15 protein-coding genes are annotated in these 16,019 nt (G+C 48.3%); 5 read left to right on the forward strand and 10 right to left on the reverse strand.

The genetic code is table 11. From position 1 onward, the window contains the following. Window positions 1–6: 6 nt before the first annotated feature. Entirely contained in the window at window positions 7–855 is an 849-nt protein-coding gene (locus KNO90_RS00475; RefSeq protein ID WP_215112764.1) for a transporter substrate-binding domain-containing protein, read from the reverse strand. Between the two features lie 265 nt (window positions 856–1,120). On the opposite strand from KNO90_RS00475, the gene KNO90_RS00480 reads away from it, so the two are divergent. Then, complete coding sequence (locus tag KNO90_RS00480; RefSeq protein ID WP_215112765.1) at window positions 1,121–1,657, forward strand: GNAT family N-acetyltransferase; 537 nt, start codon at window positions 1,121–1,123, stop codon at window positions 1,655–1,657. A gap of 130 nt (window positions 1,658–1,787) precedes the next feature. On the opposite strand, the gene KNO90_RS00485 is transcribed toward KNO90_RS00480, so the two are convergent. The 3 genes from KNO90_RS00485 to KNO90_RS00495 are packed head-to-tail and all read right to left on the reverse strand — an operon-like array spanning window position 1,788 to window position 3,599. Then, the gene (locus KNO90_RS00485) at window positions 1,788–2,240 is read right to left on the reverse strand and encodes a GNAT family N-acetyltransferase (protein WP_215112766.1); all 453 of its coding nucleotides are present in this window, start codon (window positions 2,238–2,240) and stop codon (window positions 1,788–1,790) included. A 15-nt stretch (window positions 2,241–2,255) separates the two neighbouring features. Next, the gene (locus KNO90_RS00490) at window positions 2,256–2,969 is read right to left on the reverse strand and encodes an MBL fold metallo-hydrolase (RefSeq protein WP_215112767.1); all 714 of its coding nucleotides are present in this window, start codon (window positions 2,967–2,969) and stop codon (window positions 2,256–2,258) included. Between the two features lie 12 nt (window positions 2,970–2,981). Then, window positions 2,982–3,599 carry an NUDIX hydrolase gene (locus KNO90_RS00495; RefSeq protein ID WP_214740675.1) on the reverse strand — a complete coding sequence of 206 codons (618 nt, stop codon included), beginning with the start codon at window positions 3,597–3,599 and terminating at the stop codon, window positions 2,982–2,984. A 134-nt stretch (window positions 3,600–3,733) separates the two neighbouring features. Between KNO90_RS00495 and KNO90_RS00500 the strand changes: the two genes are divergently transcribed. Next, entirely contained in the window at window positions 3,734–4,240 is a 507-nt protein-coding gene (locus KNO90_RS00500) for a DinB family protein (RefSeq protein WP_214740678.1), read from the forward strand. Between the two features lie 38 nt (window positions 4,241–4,278). Here the strand turns inward: KNO90_RS00500 and parC are convergent, their stop codons facing one another. The 3 genes from parC to KNO90_RS00515 all read right to left on the reverse strand — a co-directional run bounded on the left by parC (window position 4,279) and on the right by KNO90_RS00515 (window position 9,185). Continuing rightward, window positions 4,279–6,684: a DNA topoisomerase IV subunit A gene (gene parC, locus KNO90_RS00505; RefSeq protein ID WP_214740680.1), complete on the reverse strand. Its 2,406-nt coding sequence runs from the start codon at window positions 6,682–6,684 to the stop codon at window positions 4,279–4,281. Window positions 6,685–6,686: 2 nt separating this feature from the next. Continuing rightward, the gene (gene parE, locus KNO90_RS00510) at window positions 6,687–8,654 is read right to left on the reverse strand and encodes a DNA topoisomerase IV subunit B (protein WP_214742372.1); all 1,968 of its coding nucleotides are present in this window, start codon (window positions 8,652–8,654) and stop codon (window positions 6,687–6,689) included. 126 nt (window positions 8,655–8,780) lie between these two features. Next, window positions 8,781–9,185: a CoA-binding protein gene (locus KNO90_RS00515; RefSeq protein WP_214740681.1), complete on the reverse strand. Its 405-nt coding sequence runs from the start codon at window positions 9,183–9,185 to the stop codon at window positions 8,781–8,783. A 341-nt stretch (window positions 9,186–9,526) separates the two neighbouring features. On the opposite strand from KNO90_RS00515, the gene KNO90_RS00520 reads away from it, so the two are divergent. After that, window positions 9,527–10,570: a GGDEF domain-containing protein gene (locus KNO90_RS00520; protein ID WP_215112768.1), complete on the forward strand. Its 1,044-nt coding sequence runs from the start codon at window positions 9,527–9,529 to the stop codon at window positions 10,568–10,570. Between the two features lie 15 nt (window positions 10,571–10,585). After that, window positions 10,586–11,599 (forward strand): tyrosine-type recombinase/integrase, encoded by a 1,014-nt coding sequence (locus KNO90_RS00525; RefSeq protein ID WP_215112769.1) that lies wholly within the window; start codon window positions 10,586–10,588, stop codon window positions 11,597–11,599. A gap of 62 nt (window positions 11,600–11,661) precedes the next feature. On the opposite strand, the gene KNO90_RS00530 is transcribed toward KNO90_RS00525, so the two are convergent. The 3 genes from KNO90_RS00530 to KNO90_RS00540 are packed head-to-tail and all read right to left on the reverse strand — an operon-like array spanning window position 11,662 to window position 15,236. Continuing rightward, window positions 11,662–12,801, reverse strand: coding sequence for a hypothetical protein (locus KNO90_RS00530; RefSeq protein ID WP_215112770.1), 1,140 nt, complete (start codon window positions 12,799–12,801; stop codon window positions 11,662–11,664). Further along, on the reverse strand, window positions 12,798–14,009 hold the full coding sequence (locus KNO90_RS00535; RefSeq protein ID WP_214740688.1) for a hypothetical protein: 1,212 nt from the start codon (window positions 14,007–14,009) through the stop codon (window positions 12,798–12,800). Before KNO90_RS00535 ends, KNO90_RS00530 begins: the two co-directional genes overlap by 4 nt. Window positions 14,010–14,063: 54 nt before the next feature. After that, window positions 14,064–15,236, reverse strand: a complete 1,173-nt coding sequence (locus KNO90_RS00540) for a MalY/PatB family protein (protein WP_214740690.1) — start codon at window positions 15,234–15,236, stop codon at window positions 14,064–14,066. A gap of 115 nt (window positions 15,237–15,351) precedes the next feature. Between KNO90_RS00540 and KNO90_RS00545 the strand changes: the two genes are divergently transcribed. After that, entirely contained in the window at window positions 15,352–16,005 is a 654-nt protein-coding gene (locus KNO90_RS00545) for a M48 family metallopeptidase (protein WP_215112771.1), read from the forward strand. Window positions 16,006–16,019: the final 14 nt, after the last annotated feature.

Here is a 16,019-nt window from a genome sequence, read left to right on the forward strand (position 1 = left end):
GACTCCTTACTTCGTCTCGACGATTGTCGCATCCACGTCAGGTTCAACCGAGACGTCCGCTCCGTTGTAGAATTGCTCAGACAACTCTTTGACCGTACCGTCTTCGAGCATCTCGTCTAACACCCGGTCAATGTTTTCCTGGAGCTCATCATTCTCATTGTCCATCAAGAAAGCCACTTCTTGTGGGTTATAGGCGATATCCGGGTGGATGGTAATATCGAACTCAGGGAAAAAGGCGAGTGCGAGTGTCTGGAGGTAGTAATCGTTCAAGATGACGTCAGTGCGTCCAGTCGAAACGTCACGCAAATACTGATCATTCGTTGCGTTGTCATAAATGACTTCTTCAGCGCCATATTGACGAGCCACGTCCATGAAGACGGTCGTCGCTTCACCAGCGGCTTTTTTGCCTTTCAAGTCTTCAAGCGACTCAATGCCTGAAAGGTCACTCTTCCGAACGATGGCTGTCCCGTATGTGTACTTATACGGTTTCGAGAAGGCAAATTTCTCTTTACGGTCTTCTGTGACCGAGATGTCGTTTGCTGCGACATCAATCTGTCCGTTTTGAACGCTTGTCAACATGTTGTCAAACGCCATTTCTTTAAATTCGATTTCAAGATCGAGACGTTTCGCAATCTCTTTCATGAGTTCTACGTCAAAACCAGTCAACATGTCGCTCTCTTCTTCACGGAAAGAAGCGGGGTAGAGCGTACCGGCCGTACCGACTGTCAACGTTCCTTCCTCTTGAATTTCTTCCCAGCGTGTCTGATCTGCTTGATTCGTGCTATCATCACCACAAGCGGCGAGCGGGACTGCTAAGAACAATGTTGCGGCTAATCCTTTTGTCGTTCGTTTCACAAGAATTCCTCCTTAAGATGCTTCATCTGTCTAAAAATAGCATGACTTCAATGGTCTAGCAACTGTGAAGCATCTATCAAACAGATGAAATAGATATTTGAAACGAATATTCATGAAGCGCTATCATTCCTTTGAATTCAAAAATCATTGGAATAATACAGCGTTTCATTTAACGTGAAACAGAACAAATCATTCCTTTCCAGCCTGATTATAATCATAATGAATGATAGGAAGGTCATACGAAAAAATATTGGAGGTGAAACAGATGAACCCAATCCAAATTGTCGCATTGCACAAATCACTCATTCCACAAGTGAATGATGCGAATGACCCGTTTCCAATCATTGGTCGAATCATTCCTAGCTATTTAAATGGATCATGGACTTACAGAGAAGAATTGAACAAGGAGATTTCGGCGCTTAAATTTCCCGATGACCGATTAGATTGGGATCATTATATCGACCAGGATGATCGTGTTGTGTATCTAGCCATGGATGCGGGTACTTGCGTTGGGCAAATCCGACTCACGACGGACTGGAGTCGATTCGCATACATTGAAAACATCGCGGTCCGTCAATCGTATCGTAAACGTGGAGTCGGACGGATGCTGCTTGAAATGGCAGAATGTTGGGCGAAGGAGAAACAACTCATTGGATTATCATTAGAAGCACAAAATGATAACTTGATTGCATGCAGATTTTATCGAAATGAGGGATTCCAACTAGGTGGAGTCGACTCAATCAAACAATATGCGAATCCACAAATCGAATTGACCTTATATTGGTACCGAATTTTCACATAGGAGGGGAAATCAAATTTGAGCGGTAATCGCTCTCTTTTTTTAATAGTTTACATAACATATATTATCAGTAAAAATAAGAACTCATCTCATTATCTTAGTATACTTATGATAGTGAGATGAGTTAGAAAAATTAAGATGAATGCGTATATCGAATTAATGTGACGCCAAGTTCGGGTTCGAATTCCGCGCTTCGTTCGAATCCGAGTTTCGTATATAGACGCTTGGCTGGGCCATTATGCTTGCCGGTGTGCACATATATGAGTTTACCATTGTGAAGTTTCAGCACGTGTTCGAGTAACGTCGTCGCCAGTCTCGCCCGAAAGTATGTCGGATCAATACATAGTTTCGTGATTTCCACCGTAGTTTCAGACGACTCGATGGTCACAAATCCAATGATCCGCTCTTCGATAAATAGCCCATAGCTCGTTCCGGGCAAATTTTGAATAACATCAATCGTCTCATATCGTGCCGGAATCTCATCAAAACCGAGCAATTCTGCTTCAACAGCATACGCATTTCGTTGAATTTCAAGCATCTGGCGTGCTTGTTCGAATTGCTGTATAGGGATCTCTTTCAGTTGCATGCTTCAACCCTCCCGTTAACGGATGAACTTTCTCGCCTGTTTCCGTTTCGCACGTTTCAATGCTAAATAGAGGCGATGCGTCCCTTTGAGCGGTGAACCGTGTCCGACAAATATCAGGAGCGGTGATAAATCGATCAGGCGTTCCGCGCTCTTGACGGCAACCGAACGATTCCAAGTTGCGATGCCGGGAAATGGGAACAAAGGACGTACGTCCCCTGCCACCGCCGCCCCTCCTTGTGATTGAAAAGCATCACCTGCGAATAAGATTCGGTTTGATTCGTCATAAAAAGCAATCGACCCAGGCGTATGCCCCGCTGCATCAAGAACCCGTAACCCAAATAGCCGCTCGCCTGGATCGATCAGCCTATCCGGTTTGGAGCGAATCGTCGGTAAGGAACCACGAATCTTGTTTTGTTCATCCTCATCTAGTGAACGGTCTCCTGATAGTAAGCGAGCATCACGTCGAGACATGTATAGCTCTGCGAGAGGATGTTCAGACTTGATGGCATCTACCCCGCCGACATGATCGCCATGGGCATGAGTCAATAAAATGGCGAGAAGTGGCTTATCCAGCTCGTTAATATAAGACAAAATATGTGCCGCATTCCGCTCGAGTGCCGTATCAATCAATACGAGTCCCAGTTCATGCTCGAACAATTGCACATTTATCGGTAAGATCGGTGAATAAAAAGTGAGTAGATGAATGTGTCCGTATCGTCTAACTTTCATCGGATCAGCCTCCTAGTCGAATAGAGTGGTCCAGTCCTCTTCCTGCCAATGAGCATCAAAGCACATATGAATCTGTTCAAGTGTGTTACGGGCAAGAGAGAGTTCTGGCAAATGATCACGTTCAAAGAATCCAACGTCAGTCGTCTCCATCCCTGCCGTCCCTTCCTCGTCACCAATCAATGCGCACTCGATGAAAAGTTTATAATAGTGCTCAGAAAGTGGCGGGTGCGGATGCTCGTGCATGTCGAATAAGGCGAGCAAACGAATCGGAATCACGTCTAGCCCCGCCTCTTCCTCTACTTCTTTGATGATGTTCGAAGCGGGTGAACGATTTACTTCACAAAATCCTCCTGGTAACGTCCATAATCCGTCTGACCGCTCTTTCACAAGTAGGAGTCGGTCCTCTTTGAAAACAACGCCTCGAACATCAAGTTTCGGTGTTGGATATCCATCGACATGGGTCAACTTTGTAACAATCTCCTTCGGCAGGTCGGAATGTCGTTCGAACATCTCTTTAGCGATTTCCTGAAGCTCTTCGTACCGTTCTCGGTCATACTGATCACGTGTGAATGTCAGACCGGCCTGAGATAGCGCCTGAATCCGCTTCGCCCACGTTAGCCATTGAGACATATAGATCCCCCTATCTTTTGTCCTACATGTCTTTTTCGGCAAATCGACAAGTTGTTCCTTTTCCAATACTAAATTTCTTGAGAGGCATATCGAATCCTGGATATATGTATAATGAAAGTGAGAGGTGGGATAAGATGAATCGTTATGAATTAAACGGATTTTTCGAAGACCTGATACACTATTCAGAATCTGACTTGCGGTATAAGCATGCCCCAAAAATTTGGTCGATCGGACAGATGTATGACCATCTCATTTTGGTCGCGAGTGAATACTTGGATGAAGTCGAGATTTGTTTACGGGGTGATGGCGTTTCAGATGGTGAGAAGACACCGTTTGGAGAGAAGTTATTCATGGAAGGTGGTTTTCCTCCAATAAAAATCGAGCTTCCTCCAGAAATGAACCAACCGCCGAACAATACGGATTCTAGTGTCACGCTTCAAGAGCGAATGCAAAGCTTGATTTCAAGAATGAAAACGTTGGAATCGCAGTTAGAGAATACCGCCGAGGATCGTAAAACGTTTCACGGTGGGTTTGGCTGGTTGAATGCGACAGAATGGTTCGAGCTCGTCGAGATGCATACGAGACATCATCGTCTCCAACAACGTGAGCTTGAAACGTGGATCAAACAAAAAGACCTATAATCGGCAATAATGCTGATTATAGGTCTTTTTTCACTTCGTTAATCGAGATAGACGTCCTCAATCTCACCAAATGAGTCCTCGTCAAAGACGAATGACCCGTTGGCATAGCGATCAAGTAGCGTCAGACTCTTCGTACTCACTTCTTTTGCCTTCTCTTTCCCGACGATATGCAATGTCTCATCCCCATGTACCGGGAGTACACGTCGGATTTGGTGCGGTTTAGATTTTACCTCACGAATGAGCATCGTACCGCGAAGGTTGCGGTTCGTACAATCGAACTGGTCTTCGAGCTTCATCTTCTTGACCGCTCCTCGTTGCGTCACGAGGACGAACAACGGTGGCGTAAAGAAGGAGAAGGCATCGGCGACAACGTCACCGTCTTTCAAGTTCATCGCCTTCACACCGGCTGCCCGCTGTCCGACGACCGGGACATCATCCTCTTTGAACCAGAGGCCGTAGCCACGTTCTGAGACGAGGAACAACTGCCCAGGACCGTCACTGATCCCTGCGAAAACGACCTCATCGTCACCTTTTAGTTTCAAGGCCATGAGCGGTTTCGATTTCCGCTGCGCGTCATAGTCTCGTAACGGCGTACGTTTAACCATCCCGTCTTTCGTCACGAAGAGGCAGTGGGCATCTGTCTCGAACGTCGAGACGACGTCTGCCGAGATGACCTGTTCCCCTTCGATCGGGACGAGGTTGGCGACGTGCTGTCCGGCATCCTTCCATTTCGATTCTGGGATCTGATGGATTGGGACGAGGAGATAGCTGCCCTTGTTCGTCCAGACGAGCAAGTGGTCTGTCGTCATCGCCTGTGTCGTGAGAAGCGGACGGTCTTTTTCCTTCATCTCGGGCAAGACGTCACTAGACGCGCCATACGAGCGCATCGAGGCACGTTTGACATACCCGTCACGACTGACGAATACCATCGTCTCCTCGACGGCGATCATGACTTCGGTCTTCAGTTTCAATTCTTCGACTTCCGATTCGATGACCGAGCGACGGTCATCGCCGAATTCATCACGGAGCGCCGTGAGCTCCTTCACGATCAACTTCCGTTTCGTCGAATCCACCTCGAGGATGTTCGAGAGACGAATAATTTCTTTCTGTAGAGACTTCGCTTCTTTTTGCAACTCGACGATGTCTGTGTTCGTAAGTCGATACAATTGGAGCATGACGACGGCTTCGGCCTGACGTTCCGTGAATGAGAACCGCTCCATCAGTTTCTTCTTCGCATCCGCTTTGTCTTTTGCGGAACGAATCAATTCGAGCGTCTCATCGAGAACCGAGATGGCTTGTTCTAAAGCATCGACGATTTCAGCGCGTTTTTTCGCCTGTTCGAGCTCGAACGTTGTCCGGCGTGTCACCACCTCTTCGACGTGCTTCAAATAGGCGTCGATGATTGGGATGATTCCCATCTGTTTCGGTGTCCGGTTCACGATGGAGACCATATTGTAGTTATAGGCGAGCTGTAGGTCCGTATGCTTCAAGAAGAAGTGAAGGACACCTTCTGCGTCCGCTTCTTTCTTCAATTCGATGACGACCCGAAGGCCGGTCCGGTCCGTCTCATCACGGACTTCCGCGACGCCTTCGACTTTTTTGTCGAGACGGAGCTCTTCCATCTTTTTGACGAGGTTCGCCTTGTTCACTTCATACGGGAGTTCGGTGATCGTGATCTGTTCACGTCCACCTTTTAATTGCTCAATCTCGGACTTCGCCCGGATGATGACCTTCCCTTTACCGGTCTCGAACGCCTTGAGGATACCGTCTTTCCCCATGACCGTCCCACCAGTCGGGAAGTCGGGACCCGTGACATACTCGAGGGCGTCTTTTGCCGTAGCGACCTGACCCTTCAGGCGTGCAATGGCGAGGTTGAGGACTTCCGTCAAGTTATGCGGTGGGATTTCTGTCGCATAACCGGCTGAGATCCCAGTCGTCCCGTTCATGAGCAAGTTCGGGAGGAGCGACGGCAAGACGAGCGGCTCTTCCGTCGAGTCGTCAAAGTTTGGCGTATAGTCGACCGTGTTCTTCGCAATCGACGTCAGCATGACTCCTGCAATCTTCGAGAGACGCGCTTCCGTATAACGCATGGCCGCTGCCGGGTCACCGTCCATCGATCCGTTGTTCCCATGCATGTCGATGAGCGGATAGCGTAATTTCCAATCTTGCGATAGGCGTACCATCGCCTCATAGACAGACGAGTCACCGTGTGGGTGATAGTTCCCGATGACGTTCCCTACCGTCTTGGCGGACTTCCGGTACGGCTTGTCGTTCGTATTTCCCTCATGGTGCATCGCATATAGAATCCGGCGCTGTACGGGCTTGAGCCCGTCACGAGCATCCGGTAAGGCACGGTCTTGGATAATATATTTCGAATAACGCCCGAACCGGTCACCTACGACCTGTTCGAGAGATAAGTTTAAAATGTGTTGAATCGTCGACATCGTTACATCACTTCCTCAATCGCTTTAGTCACATGTTCATTGGCGATGATCGAATCATCTTCTTGGAGTCCGAAGGCGACGTTCTCCTCAATCCATTCACGGCGGTGGGTGACGTTGTCACCCATCAAGACCGAGACACGCTTGTCCGCGACAGCCGCATCGTCGACTGTGACACGGATGAGTGTACGCGTATCCGGGTTCATCGTCGTCTCCCATAATTGATCCGCATTCATCTCACCGAGACCTTTGTAGCGCTGGAGGATATAGCCTTTCTTATACACCTTGACGAGCTTCTCGAGCGCCTCTTCATCCCAGGCATAGTCAAATTGCTCGGACTTGCCTTTCCCTTTTGAGATGCGATAGAGCGGTGGCAAGGCGACGAACACACGGCCCGCCTCAACGAGTGGACGCATATAACGGAAGAAGAATGTGAGAAGGAGCACTTGGATATGCGCGCCATCTGTATCGGCATCCGTCATGATGATAATCTTATCGAAGTTACAGTCGTCCAAGTCGAAATCGTGACCGACCCCGGCACCAATCGCATGGATGATCGTGTTGATTTCTTCATTCTTCATGATGTCCTGGAGTTTTGACTTCTCCGAGTTGATGACTTTTCCGCGTAACGGAAGGATGGCTTGGAACGTCCGGTCACGCCCTTGTTTGGCGGAACCACCGGCCGAGTCCCCCTCGACGAGGAACAGTTCGTTCTTTGCGGCATTTTTCGACGTCGCCGGCGTCAGTTTCCCGTTCAAGATACTCGAACGTTTCTTTTTCTTGCCGTTACGTGCCTCTTCACGTGCCTTACGTGCCGCCTCGCGAGCCTGTGCCGCGCGAATCGCCTTTTTGATGAGCATCGTGGCCATCTGCGGGTTCTCCTCTAGGAAGATCGTCAGTTGCTTCGCCATGACGCTATCGGCACTCGCACGCGCCTCCGGGGAGCCGAGTTTCGATTTCGTCTGTCCCTCAAACTGGAGGAACTCCTCCGGGATTCGGACCGAGACGATGAGCGTGAGTCCTTCACGAACATCACCGCCGTCTAGGTTCTTATCCTTCTCTTTGAGCAGTCCGTTCTTACGCGCATATTCATTCATGATCCGGGTCATCGCCGTCTTAGCGCCGACCTCATGCGTTCCACCGTCACGCGTCCGGACGTTGTTGACGAATGAGAGGACGTTCTCGGAATAGGCGTCCGTGAACTGGAAGGCGAGCTCGATCTCAATCTCGTTCTCCGTCCCTTCGAAATAGACGATCGGGTGGAGCGTCGCCTTGTCGTCATTTAAGTACTGAACGAATTCGGCGATTCCATCCTCGTAATGGAACGTGTCTTGTTTATCGGTACGCTCGTCCGTGAGTGAGATCGTCAATCCTTTTAAGAGGAAAGCTGATTCACGGAGGCGTTCGGCGAGCGTGTCATAATTATACGTCGTCGTCGAGAAAATCGTTGCATCCGGTTTGAAATAGACGCTCGTCCCGGTCTGACGTGTCTTGCCTGTCTCAATCAAGGTTGTTTGAGGCACACCACCGTCCGCAAATGTCTGTTCGAACACCTTGCCGTCACGGTGAATCGTCACGACGACCTTGCTTGAAAGGGCGTTGACGACAGAAGCACCGACACCGTGGAGTCCGCCCGATGTCTTATAGCCACCTTGTCCAAACTTCCCTCCTGCGTGAAGGACCGTGAAGATGACTTCTGGGGTCGGTTTCCCAGAGGCATGCATCCCCGTCGGCATACCACGACCATGGTCACGGACCGTGATCGCGTCGTCCTTGTGGATCGTCACATCGATTTGACCACCGAAACCGGCGAGCGCCTCATCGATCGCGTTGTCGACGATTTCATAGACGAGATGGTGAAGTCCGCGATGGTCGGTTGACCCGATGTACATCCCCGGTCGTTTTCGTACGGCCGTGAGTCCTTCGAGCACCTGAATGGCGTCTTCATTGTAATTAAATAGATCTGTTGACATAGCAGTCACCTCAATTTCGAACACACGTTCGTTTTTCTTTCCTATTGTATAGCTGTTCATCGATTCTGGCAAGCCTCCCATGTCAGGCGTTGCTGAAAAAAAGGAGACCTACCAAGGAGGTAGGTCTTATCCGAGTAGACGAGCATGCTCCACGTACAGGCAGCGATTCTCAACGTAGTCGAGTCCGGCATCGCGCACGATTTGCTCCGCCTCTGGACTTGAGAGACCGAGCTGGTTGAAGACGAGCCCGACATCCCCATGTCGTACCGCGTCTTCCGCGACACCTGCTAAAAATTCGCTGCGACGGAACACGTCGACAATATCGATTCTACCCGGGATGCTCTCGACGGACGGATACGCCTTGCGACCGTTCCATTGTTCGAGCATCGGGTTGACAGGGATGACGGTATAGCCGACGCGTAGTAGATACTCTGCAATCTGGTTGGCCGTCTTGTTCGGGTTGTCGGACACGCCGACGACCGCGATGGTCTTCGCTTCAGACAAAAGTTGCTTCAAACGCTGATCATCCATCCAAAATCCCCCTTTGGTTTACGTTTACAGTGTAACGTTACCTTCCTTCCTGTTTCAAGTCCTATTTTCATCATAAGGTATAATGACCCAACATTACAATTTCAAGACAAATCAATATGGTTTACATAACAAATTATCGTCTACCTTTTATTTTGCGATAAAATTTATTAGTTGATTAACCACTCGATTTATAAACAATCATGCAACTCATGAACATTGCGTGAAATATCTATTTCACGCAATTTAAGATGCGAATCAAAAGCGTTTTTCGGTTAGATTTTTGGTGACTTTTATATAAAATCAGTCTCTCTTTCGATATACTAAAAGAAGGGAGGTGTGAGATGGGAACAATTTATGAATCCCGACGCGGAACACTTTACAATGAACGCATAACTTTTTACGGAAACGCGATTGCCTGGATGGTTCACTTTTTATTTTGCATCTTATTTTGGCGATTAGACGTGACTTCCTTGTTCTTATCAAACGGATTGAGTGTCATCTACTACACGATTTCCTTTTACTTTGTACATAAACGATGGTACGGAATTTTCTTTACCGGACTCTTTATTGAAGTTGTCTATAATGCAATGATCTCGACGTTCATCCTCGGATGGGGAGTCAACATGCATTACTTCATCCTCATGATGGCATACGGTGTTTTTTTCATGCCAAGCGTGACGAAAACGCAACGGATCCTGGCTACCCTCCTCGCGATGGTGATCTACAGTATCCTTTTCATCTTCGTATCGGATGGACAAGTGACAATATCAGCAAGCTTCGAACAGGCACTCGGTCTCTTTTGTATCCTATCGACCGTCATGATGATTGCCGGTCTCTCGTTCATTTTTGAGTCAGCCGTCGTCGAAGTGACGGATGAATTAGAACTATCGAATGAACGACTACAAATCCTCGCATCCACGGACGGATTGACCGGACTCTTGAATCGTAAAATCGGACAAGAACAGGTTGCAGAAGCGGTTGACAGAGCTGTCCGTGAACATATTCCGTATGCGATCGCCCTCGGTGATATCGATCGATTCAAATCATTCAACGAGACGTATGGGCATGATTGTGGGGACCGCGTGCTCCAACAAGTCGCATCTATCCTGTCCGATAGTGACGGGATTACGGTCCGCTGGGGAGGAGAAGAGTTTCTGCTTTTCTTAACCGACCCATCTGGAAACTTTTATGAGTCGATCGAACGGATAAGGCGAACAATCGAAGTCACGAGCTTTATTTACGAAGGTGAGCGTCTTCATGTGACAATGACGTTTGGTCTGGCGATCCGACATGACTTCGATACAGTCGCAGAAATCGTCAAAGAAGCAGATGACGCTCTCCGCGAGGGAAAACGAAATGGCAAGAATCAAGTCAGATACACGTAAAGAAAGGAGACATAAATGAGTATATTCAGCCAACTTGGACAACGGCAGACACCGACAACGACGAAGCGTTTCGAGTTGAACGGACTGCACCGATTGCCGACATTTATCCAACAGTTCTTTCATCACTTAGCTGCAAAACACTATTCCAAACAGACAGCCCAACGTTACGTGTACGATGTATTAGACTTCTTTCGCTGGGTCGAGCATGTGAGTGGAACCGAACTCGAACCGGATACGATCGACTTAGCGTCATTCACCGAGCTCGATCATGCCGGAGCAGAGGCATACGCTTCCTATCTCGCACTTGAACTAGAGAACGCTCCAAGCGTCATCAATCGAAAACTATCGACGTTACAATCACTCTTCAATTACTTGATTGAGACCAATCAAGCGACGGTGAATCCATTTCAGACAGTAGAACGACCAAAACGAGCCAAACGTAACCCAGTCTATCTGACAGAGTCAGAATGGCTCGATTTCTCGACACTTGTTCGGAGCAACGTCGGTATGACGAATCGGGAGGCTAGTCGTTATGAGGCAAATCGTACCCGAGACTTTTTGATTATTCAACTGCTTGGACTTACGGGTATGCGCGTTTCTGAGCTCGTCGGCCTCAGCTGGTCCGATATCGACCTCGAAATAGAGACGATTCGCGTGATCGGAAAAGGAAACAAGGAGCGGGTGATCCCGATTGCCGGACCGCTTCATCCTCTATTGATTGATTTCCGACAACATTCGAAAGACGGTGCGCTATTTCAGAATGAGAACGGTAGACGGATTGCCGTGCGAACGGTTCAGCATTTGCTTAAGGGACATATCGACCGCTTGAAACCGTATCTCCCCTTTTTGACATATAAGCAAGTGACGCCGCATAAACTTCGACACACATTCGCTTCACGACTCGCCATGAGCGGTGTCGACGTATTGACGATCCAGCAATTACTCGGCCATGAATCCGTAGCCACGACACAAGTATATGCCCATATCGGAGATGAACGAAAAAAACATGCGATATCAGGTTTACAGTAATATGTTATGTAAACTAATAATCCAAATATAACCACCATCCAAAAAACGGATGGTGGTTATATTTATGTGTTAGACATTGACAATACCAGAATAGTATCGTCGATGACCATGTAATAGGCATTATCATATGCATGTCGCTCTTCCGTTTCTAAATCGAACATCACGACACTGCTCGTCAAATCTTCCGTAAATTCATGAACAAGGTACCGTCGTCCAATGACACGTTCGAACGGTTCCACGTCAATGTAACGGGCCCCTGTCGCAATGTCGATGACTTCCGTATGCATGTCGCTCTCATCTATTTTAATAAAGATAGTCGAACCGACATCGTCATAGGTGAAATCAAGCGGTTCATAGGCTCCCCAATCGACGACGGATACTTCATGTAAGACATCCGGTGCCGTCAAGTCGTAAATGACCTCCTCATTCAACGCATCCACGAAAGCAGAGAAGCGGAGAAGTCCGTCATTCTCGCCTAAATATTGAACGGTGTCCCCTTCACCTTGCAAGCGAAGAATATCATCGAATGGCAATTCTTCTCGTTGATCCCAAACCGCTTCGACCGCTTCCTCGATTGGACAAATCAGTAGCGCCTCTGAGTGATCGATCGGATCGTCCGGTGAGATTCGACCATTGTCGAGTGCATCGTAGTAATCGAATTCATCAAGTCGCGCATTACAGACGATATAGGAGACCCCTTTGAACGTCGTTGTGAACAGATAAAGCTCACGGAAGCGTTCCGTCTTCCCGACCAATCGTTCGTCTCGGATTCGTTCACGTTGTCCCGTCACCCGATCATATAGCCATGCCTCATCCGATGACTCAAACGCCGTCAAAAAGAGGAAGTAACGATTGTCGAGAACCCAAAATAACGTACTGTTGCCTCTCTTATCGAACGTCGTGATCACTTCTTCTTTGCCTGCCTTGTACGAGAAAGCAATCAGCTCTGTTTTAATGACACCTTCACTTTCCGGAATCTCGTTTAAAAAGTAAACCACGTCCCCATCGACGAACAGTTTGGGGTACCCGTAATCTTCGTATACCCGACGATTCAATTGCGTGATTGCTCCATCTTCTTCATCATAGCGAAAGAGTGAGAAAGACGTACGCTCCTCTTTCTTTCGGAAATATAAAGAAGACGATGTAACCGCAATCACATCTTCGTGATCGATGGGTAAGGTTCGTGCATCAACGATTCTCATAAGGCACCTCTCTCGATTCCAGATTCAGCGGGTTCGACTGTAACAAGCCCAGGTGGTCGTTTCGGGAACGTGATACGAAGATGTGCATATTCAATCACCAATTGATGCGGATGGCTTTTCTCAATCCAGCGAATCCGTTGTTGATTCGCGAGGGCATGTCCGATTTTCTCTTCCATTTGGAATTTAGAAATGTCGCGGAATGCTACTTCTTGAATGTAGGTTTCCTCATCCGTTTCAAATTGTTGCCAGATTCCCATAATCAATTGCCCGAGTGCCGACACACGCCGTTCAGGAAGTGTAATCGTCCCGAGTGTCCGACTCACTTCTTTTAAACATTCGTTTGGGTCATTTGATACGGCAAATAATCGTTTTGCCGTGTTATTCATGACACGATATCGTCGTTTGCCGGTCTCGAGTCGAAGGACTTGAGCATACGGTTCGACCGGAACACCATGAAAGAAGGTTTCCGTACCGCCCCAGGCGAACCCAAAGGATGGATCGAACTTCCGAATCGTCTGCATAAACGACATCATAAAGTCCTCGACTTCTCGTCGTTCGAGTCGTAGCCATTCGGCTAGGGCAAGCGTCCCTTTGTCCTTCGAGATTCGATCAATTGGAAAGAAGAGCTCACCATCAGCGAGTCGATGTGGTTTTAGTTCCACACCATCTGCCCGGTAATCGGTTGACGGGCGCCCCCCTCTTCCTGCATATATGACCCATTCTTCATCGGTGCTTTCAACCGCATAAGCTTGATGAGCCCATGGGGGCGTCACATAAAGAGCTGGATACTCTTCGAACGTATCAAGGTGGATGTAGGAACGGTCATTCCAGAGATGTGCGATGAGACGGACGACTTCACCGGTTTCTGAATCTTTCGGGGCGATATAATTCCCCGTGTCCCCGATAAATGTCAACACATGGAACCCATATCCGTTATATAGGTGTCGAACGATCCGTTCGAAAACGGCCGTCACCATGCGTTCGAAAAGCGGGTGATCCTCATTTCGATCGAGCGCAGGTGAATCGACCGTACACATCAGCCAACCCATCCGCTCATAGAGACGGACACGGAGCGGATAAGAGATCAACGGAGAAGAGCTCGCATGAATCTCAGTCAAGCGGATATTGGACATATTTTCGACTTGCAACGTGAAACCACTGCGCCGCAACTGCTCCTCCATCTTTTTCTTCCAATTGATTGACTCCATCCTATCCACTCGCTTTCTCTTCATCTCATTGAGAATTTTTTCCCGATTCTCGATTTACACAAACGCCTTTCGTTTCATTTGCGTGTTCAGACGTCGAATCGCCTCATCCAATAGTTCACGACGTGTCCCGATATTCATTCGCTCGAACGTGTCACCATGAGGTCCGAACGGACTTCCAGGAGACAAGAAAATCCGGACATCCTGATGGAGCCACGACTTCCGCTCCTCGGCAGACATCGGAAGCTCCGAAAAGTCGATCCACAATAAATAGCTCGCCTCAGGACGTGCCGTATGAAGCATCGGCATAGTTGATTCGATCGAGTCGATCACGTCGTTCATCTGTTGCTCAAGCTCTTCCCGCAACTGATCGAGCCATTGCTCCGCACGTTTGTCGGTATAGGCCGCGATGATTGCCGTATTCGCGAACGGTGTCGGGAGGACGTGATGTTTGTTCTGTACTTTCGTAATCTGTTTCCGCCAGTCATCGACCGGACATATGATGTAGGATGCAAATAAACCAGCGATATTGAATGCTTTCGATGGCGCACTCACCGTGATGACGCGAGGGTCGAGTGAGCCGATAGCGGTATGTTTATGAGACGGGAACGTCAAATCTGCATGAATCTCATCGGCGACAACGATGACATCATATTGATTCGCTAGTTCCACGACCTTCTCTAGTTCTGTTTTTGTCCAGACACGACCGACCGGATTATGCGGGGAGCAAAGCAAGAAGAGCTTCGCTTGTTTCATCGCATCTTCGAGTGCGACGAAGTCCATCTCATATCGTTCATCGATTTTCTTTAACGGGGCATCCAATACCTGACGCTTCGAACCGACGACGAGTTCATGGAACGGCGGGTAGACGGGTGACTGGATGACAACCCCTTCCCCCTCTTCGGTCAACGCCTCGACGATATGTGTCAACGCGGGGACGACCCCACTTGAGAATAAAACATGGTTCGGGTCAACATCCAAACCATGGCGACGTCCATACCAAGAAGACACCGCGTCCTGCGCTTCAGGTGCAAACAAGGTGTAGCCAAATTCCCCTTGAGCGGCTTTTGCGGCGAGCGCCTCAGAAATGGATGGCGCGGTACGAATATCAATATCCGCTACCCATAGCGGCAACACCTCTTCTGACAGATGGAACCACCGATTCAATCCATCCCACTTCACCGAATTCGTACCTGTTCGTTCAAGTTGTTGTTGTAAAATTGATTTCATGTTCATCCCTCCTTCTCTTACTGTATCAAAGTTGATTCACCTGCGTGCTAAAAAAGCATGGCAGTTTTTTGCCGACTTCGTTATACTCGATCGAGATAAGAAAGGAGGCACGTCAATGCGTGTTACCGTCATCCGTAACAAACGAAGAAAAAAAGCCGCATTTTATGTCACGCCAAACGGCATCGAGCTACGTATTCCAGCACGTTTGTCTAAACGTGTCGTCGACCGCATACTAGAAGAGCACGACACATGGATTCATGAGATATCGCAAAAGCTCCCTCGACAGACGTCCGTTCTCGATGAGGGGCTCGTTTTTCATGGGAAAAACTATCCGACCCAAATAGATGATGGCACGACTCTCCGATTTGACGGTTCCTCATTTTTCGTTCCGAAGAGATGGGACGAAAACGCCCTGGCTAAACATTATGAGACATGGCTACGTGAACGCGCGCTAGAATATGTAATCAACCAGGCACCGACTTACGAAAGATTATTGGATGTTAAAGCGAAAAAGATTCGGATTGGTCATCAAAGGACACGGTGGGGATCATGTAGTTCGAATGGAACCATCTCCATCAACGTCCGACTCATGTTGGCCCCGAAAAAAATCATGGACTATGTCATCGCTCACGAATGGACGCATCTCGTTCATTTCGATCACTCTGCCTCGTTTTGGAACACGTGTCGTACCATTTATCCAGAAGTGGATTTTGCGAAAGCTTGGTTAAAACAAAATGGACATGCATTACAATTCAAAAAAACCGATTGACCCTATAATGGGCC

The sequence above is a fragment of the Exiguobacterium sp. s63 genome, from assembly GCF_018617335.1.
Classification (GTDB): Bacteria; Bacillota; Bacilli; order Exiguobacteriales; family Exiguobacteriaceae; genus Exiguobacterium.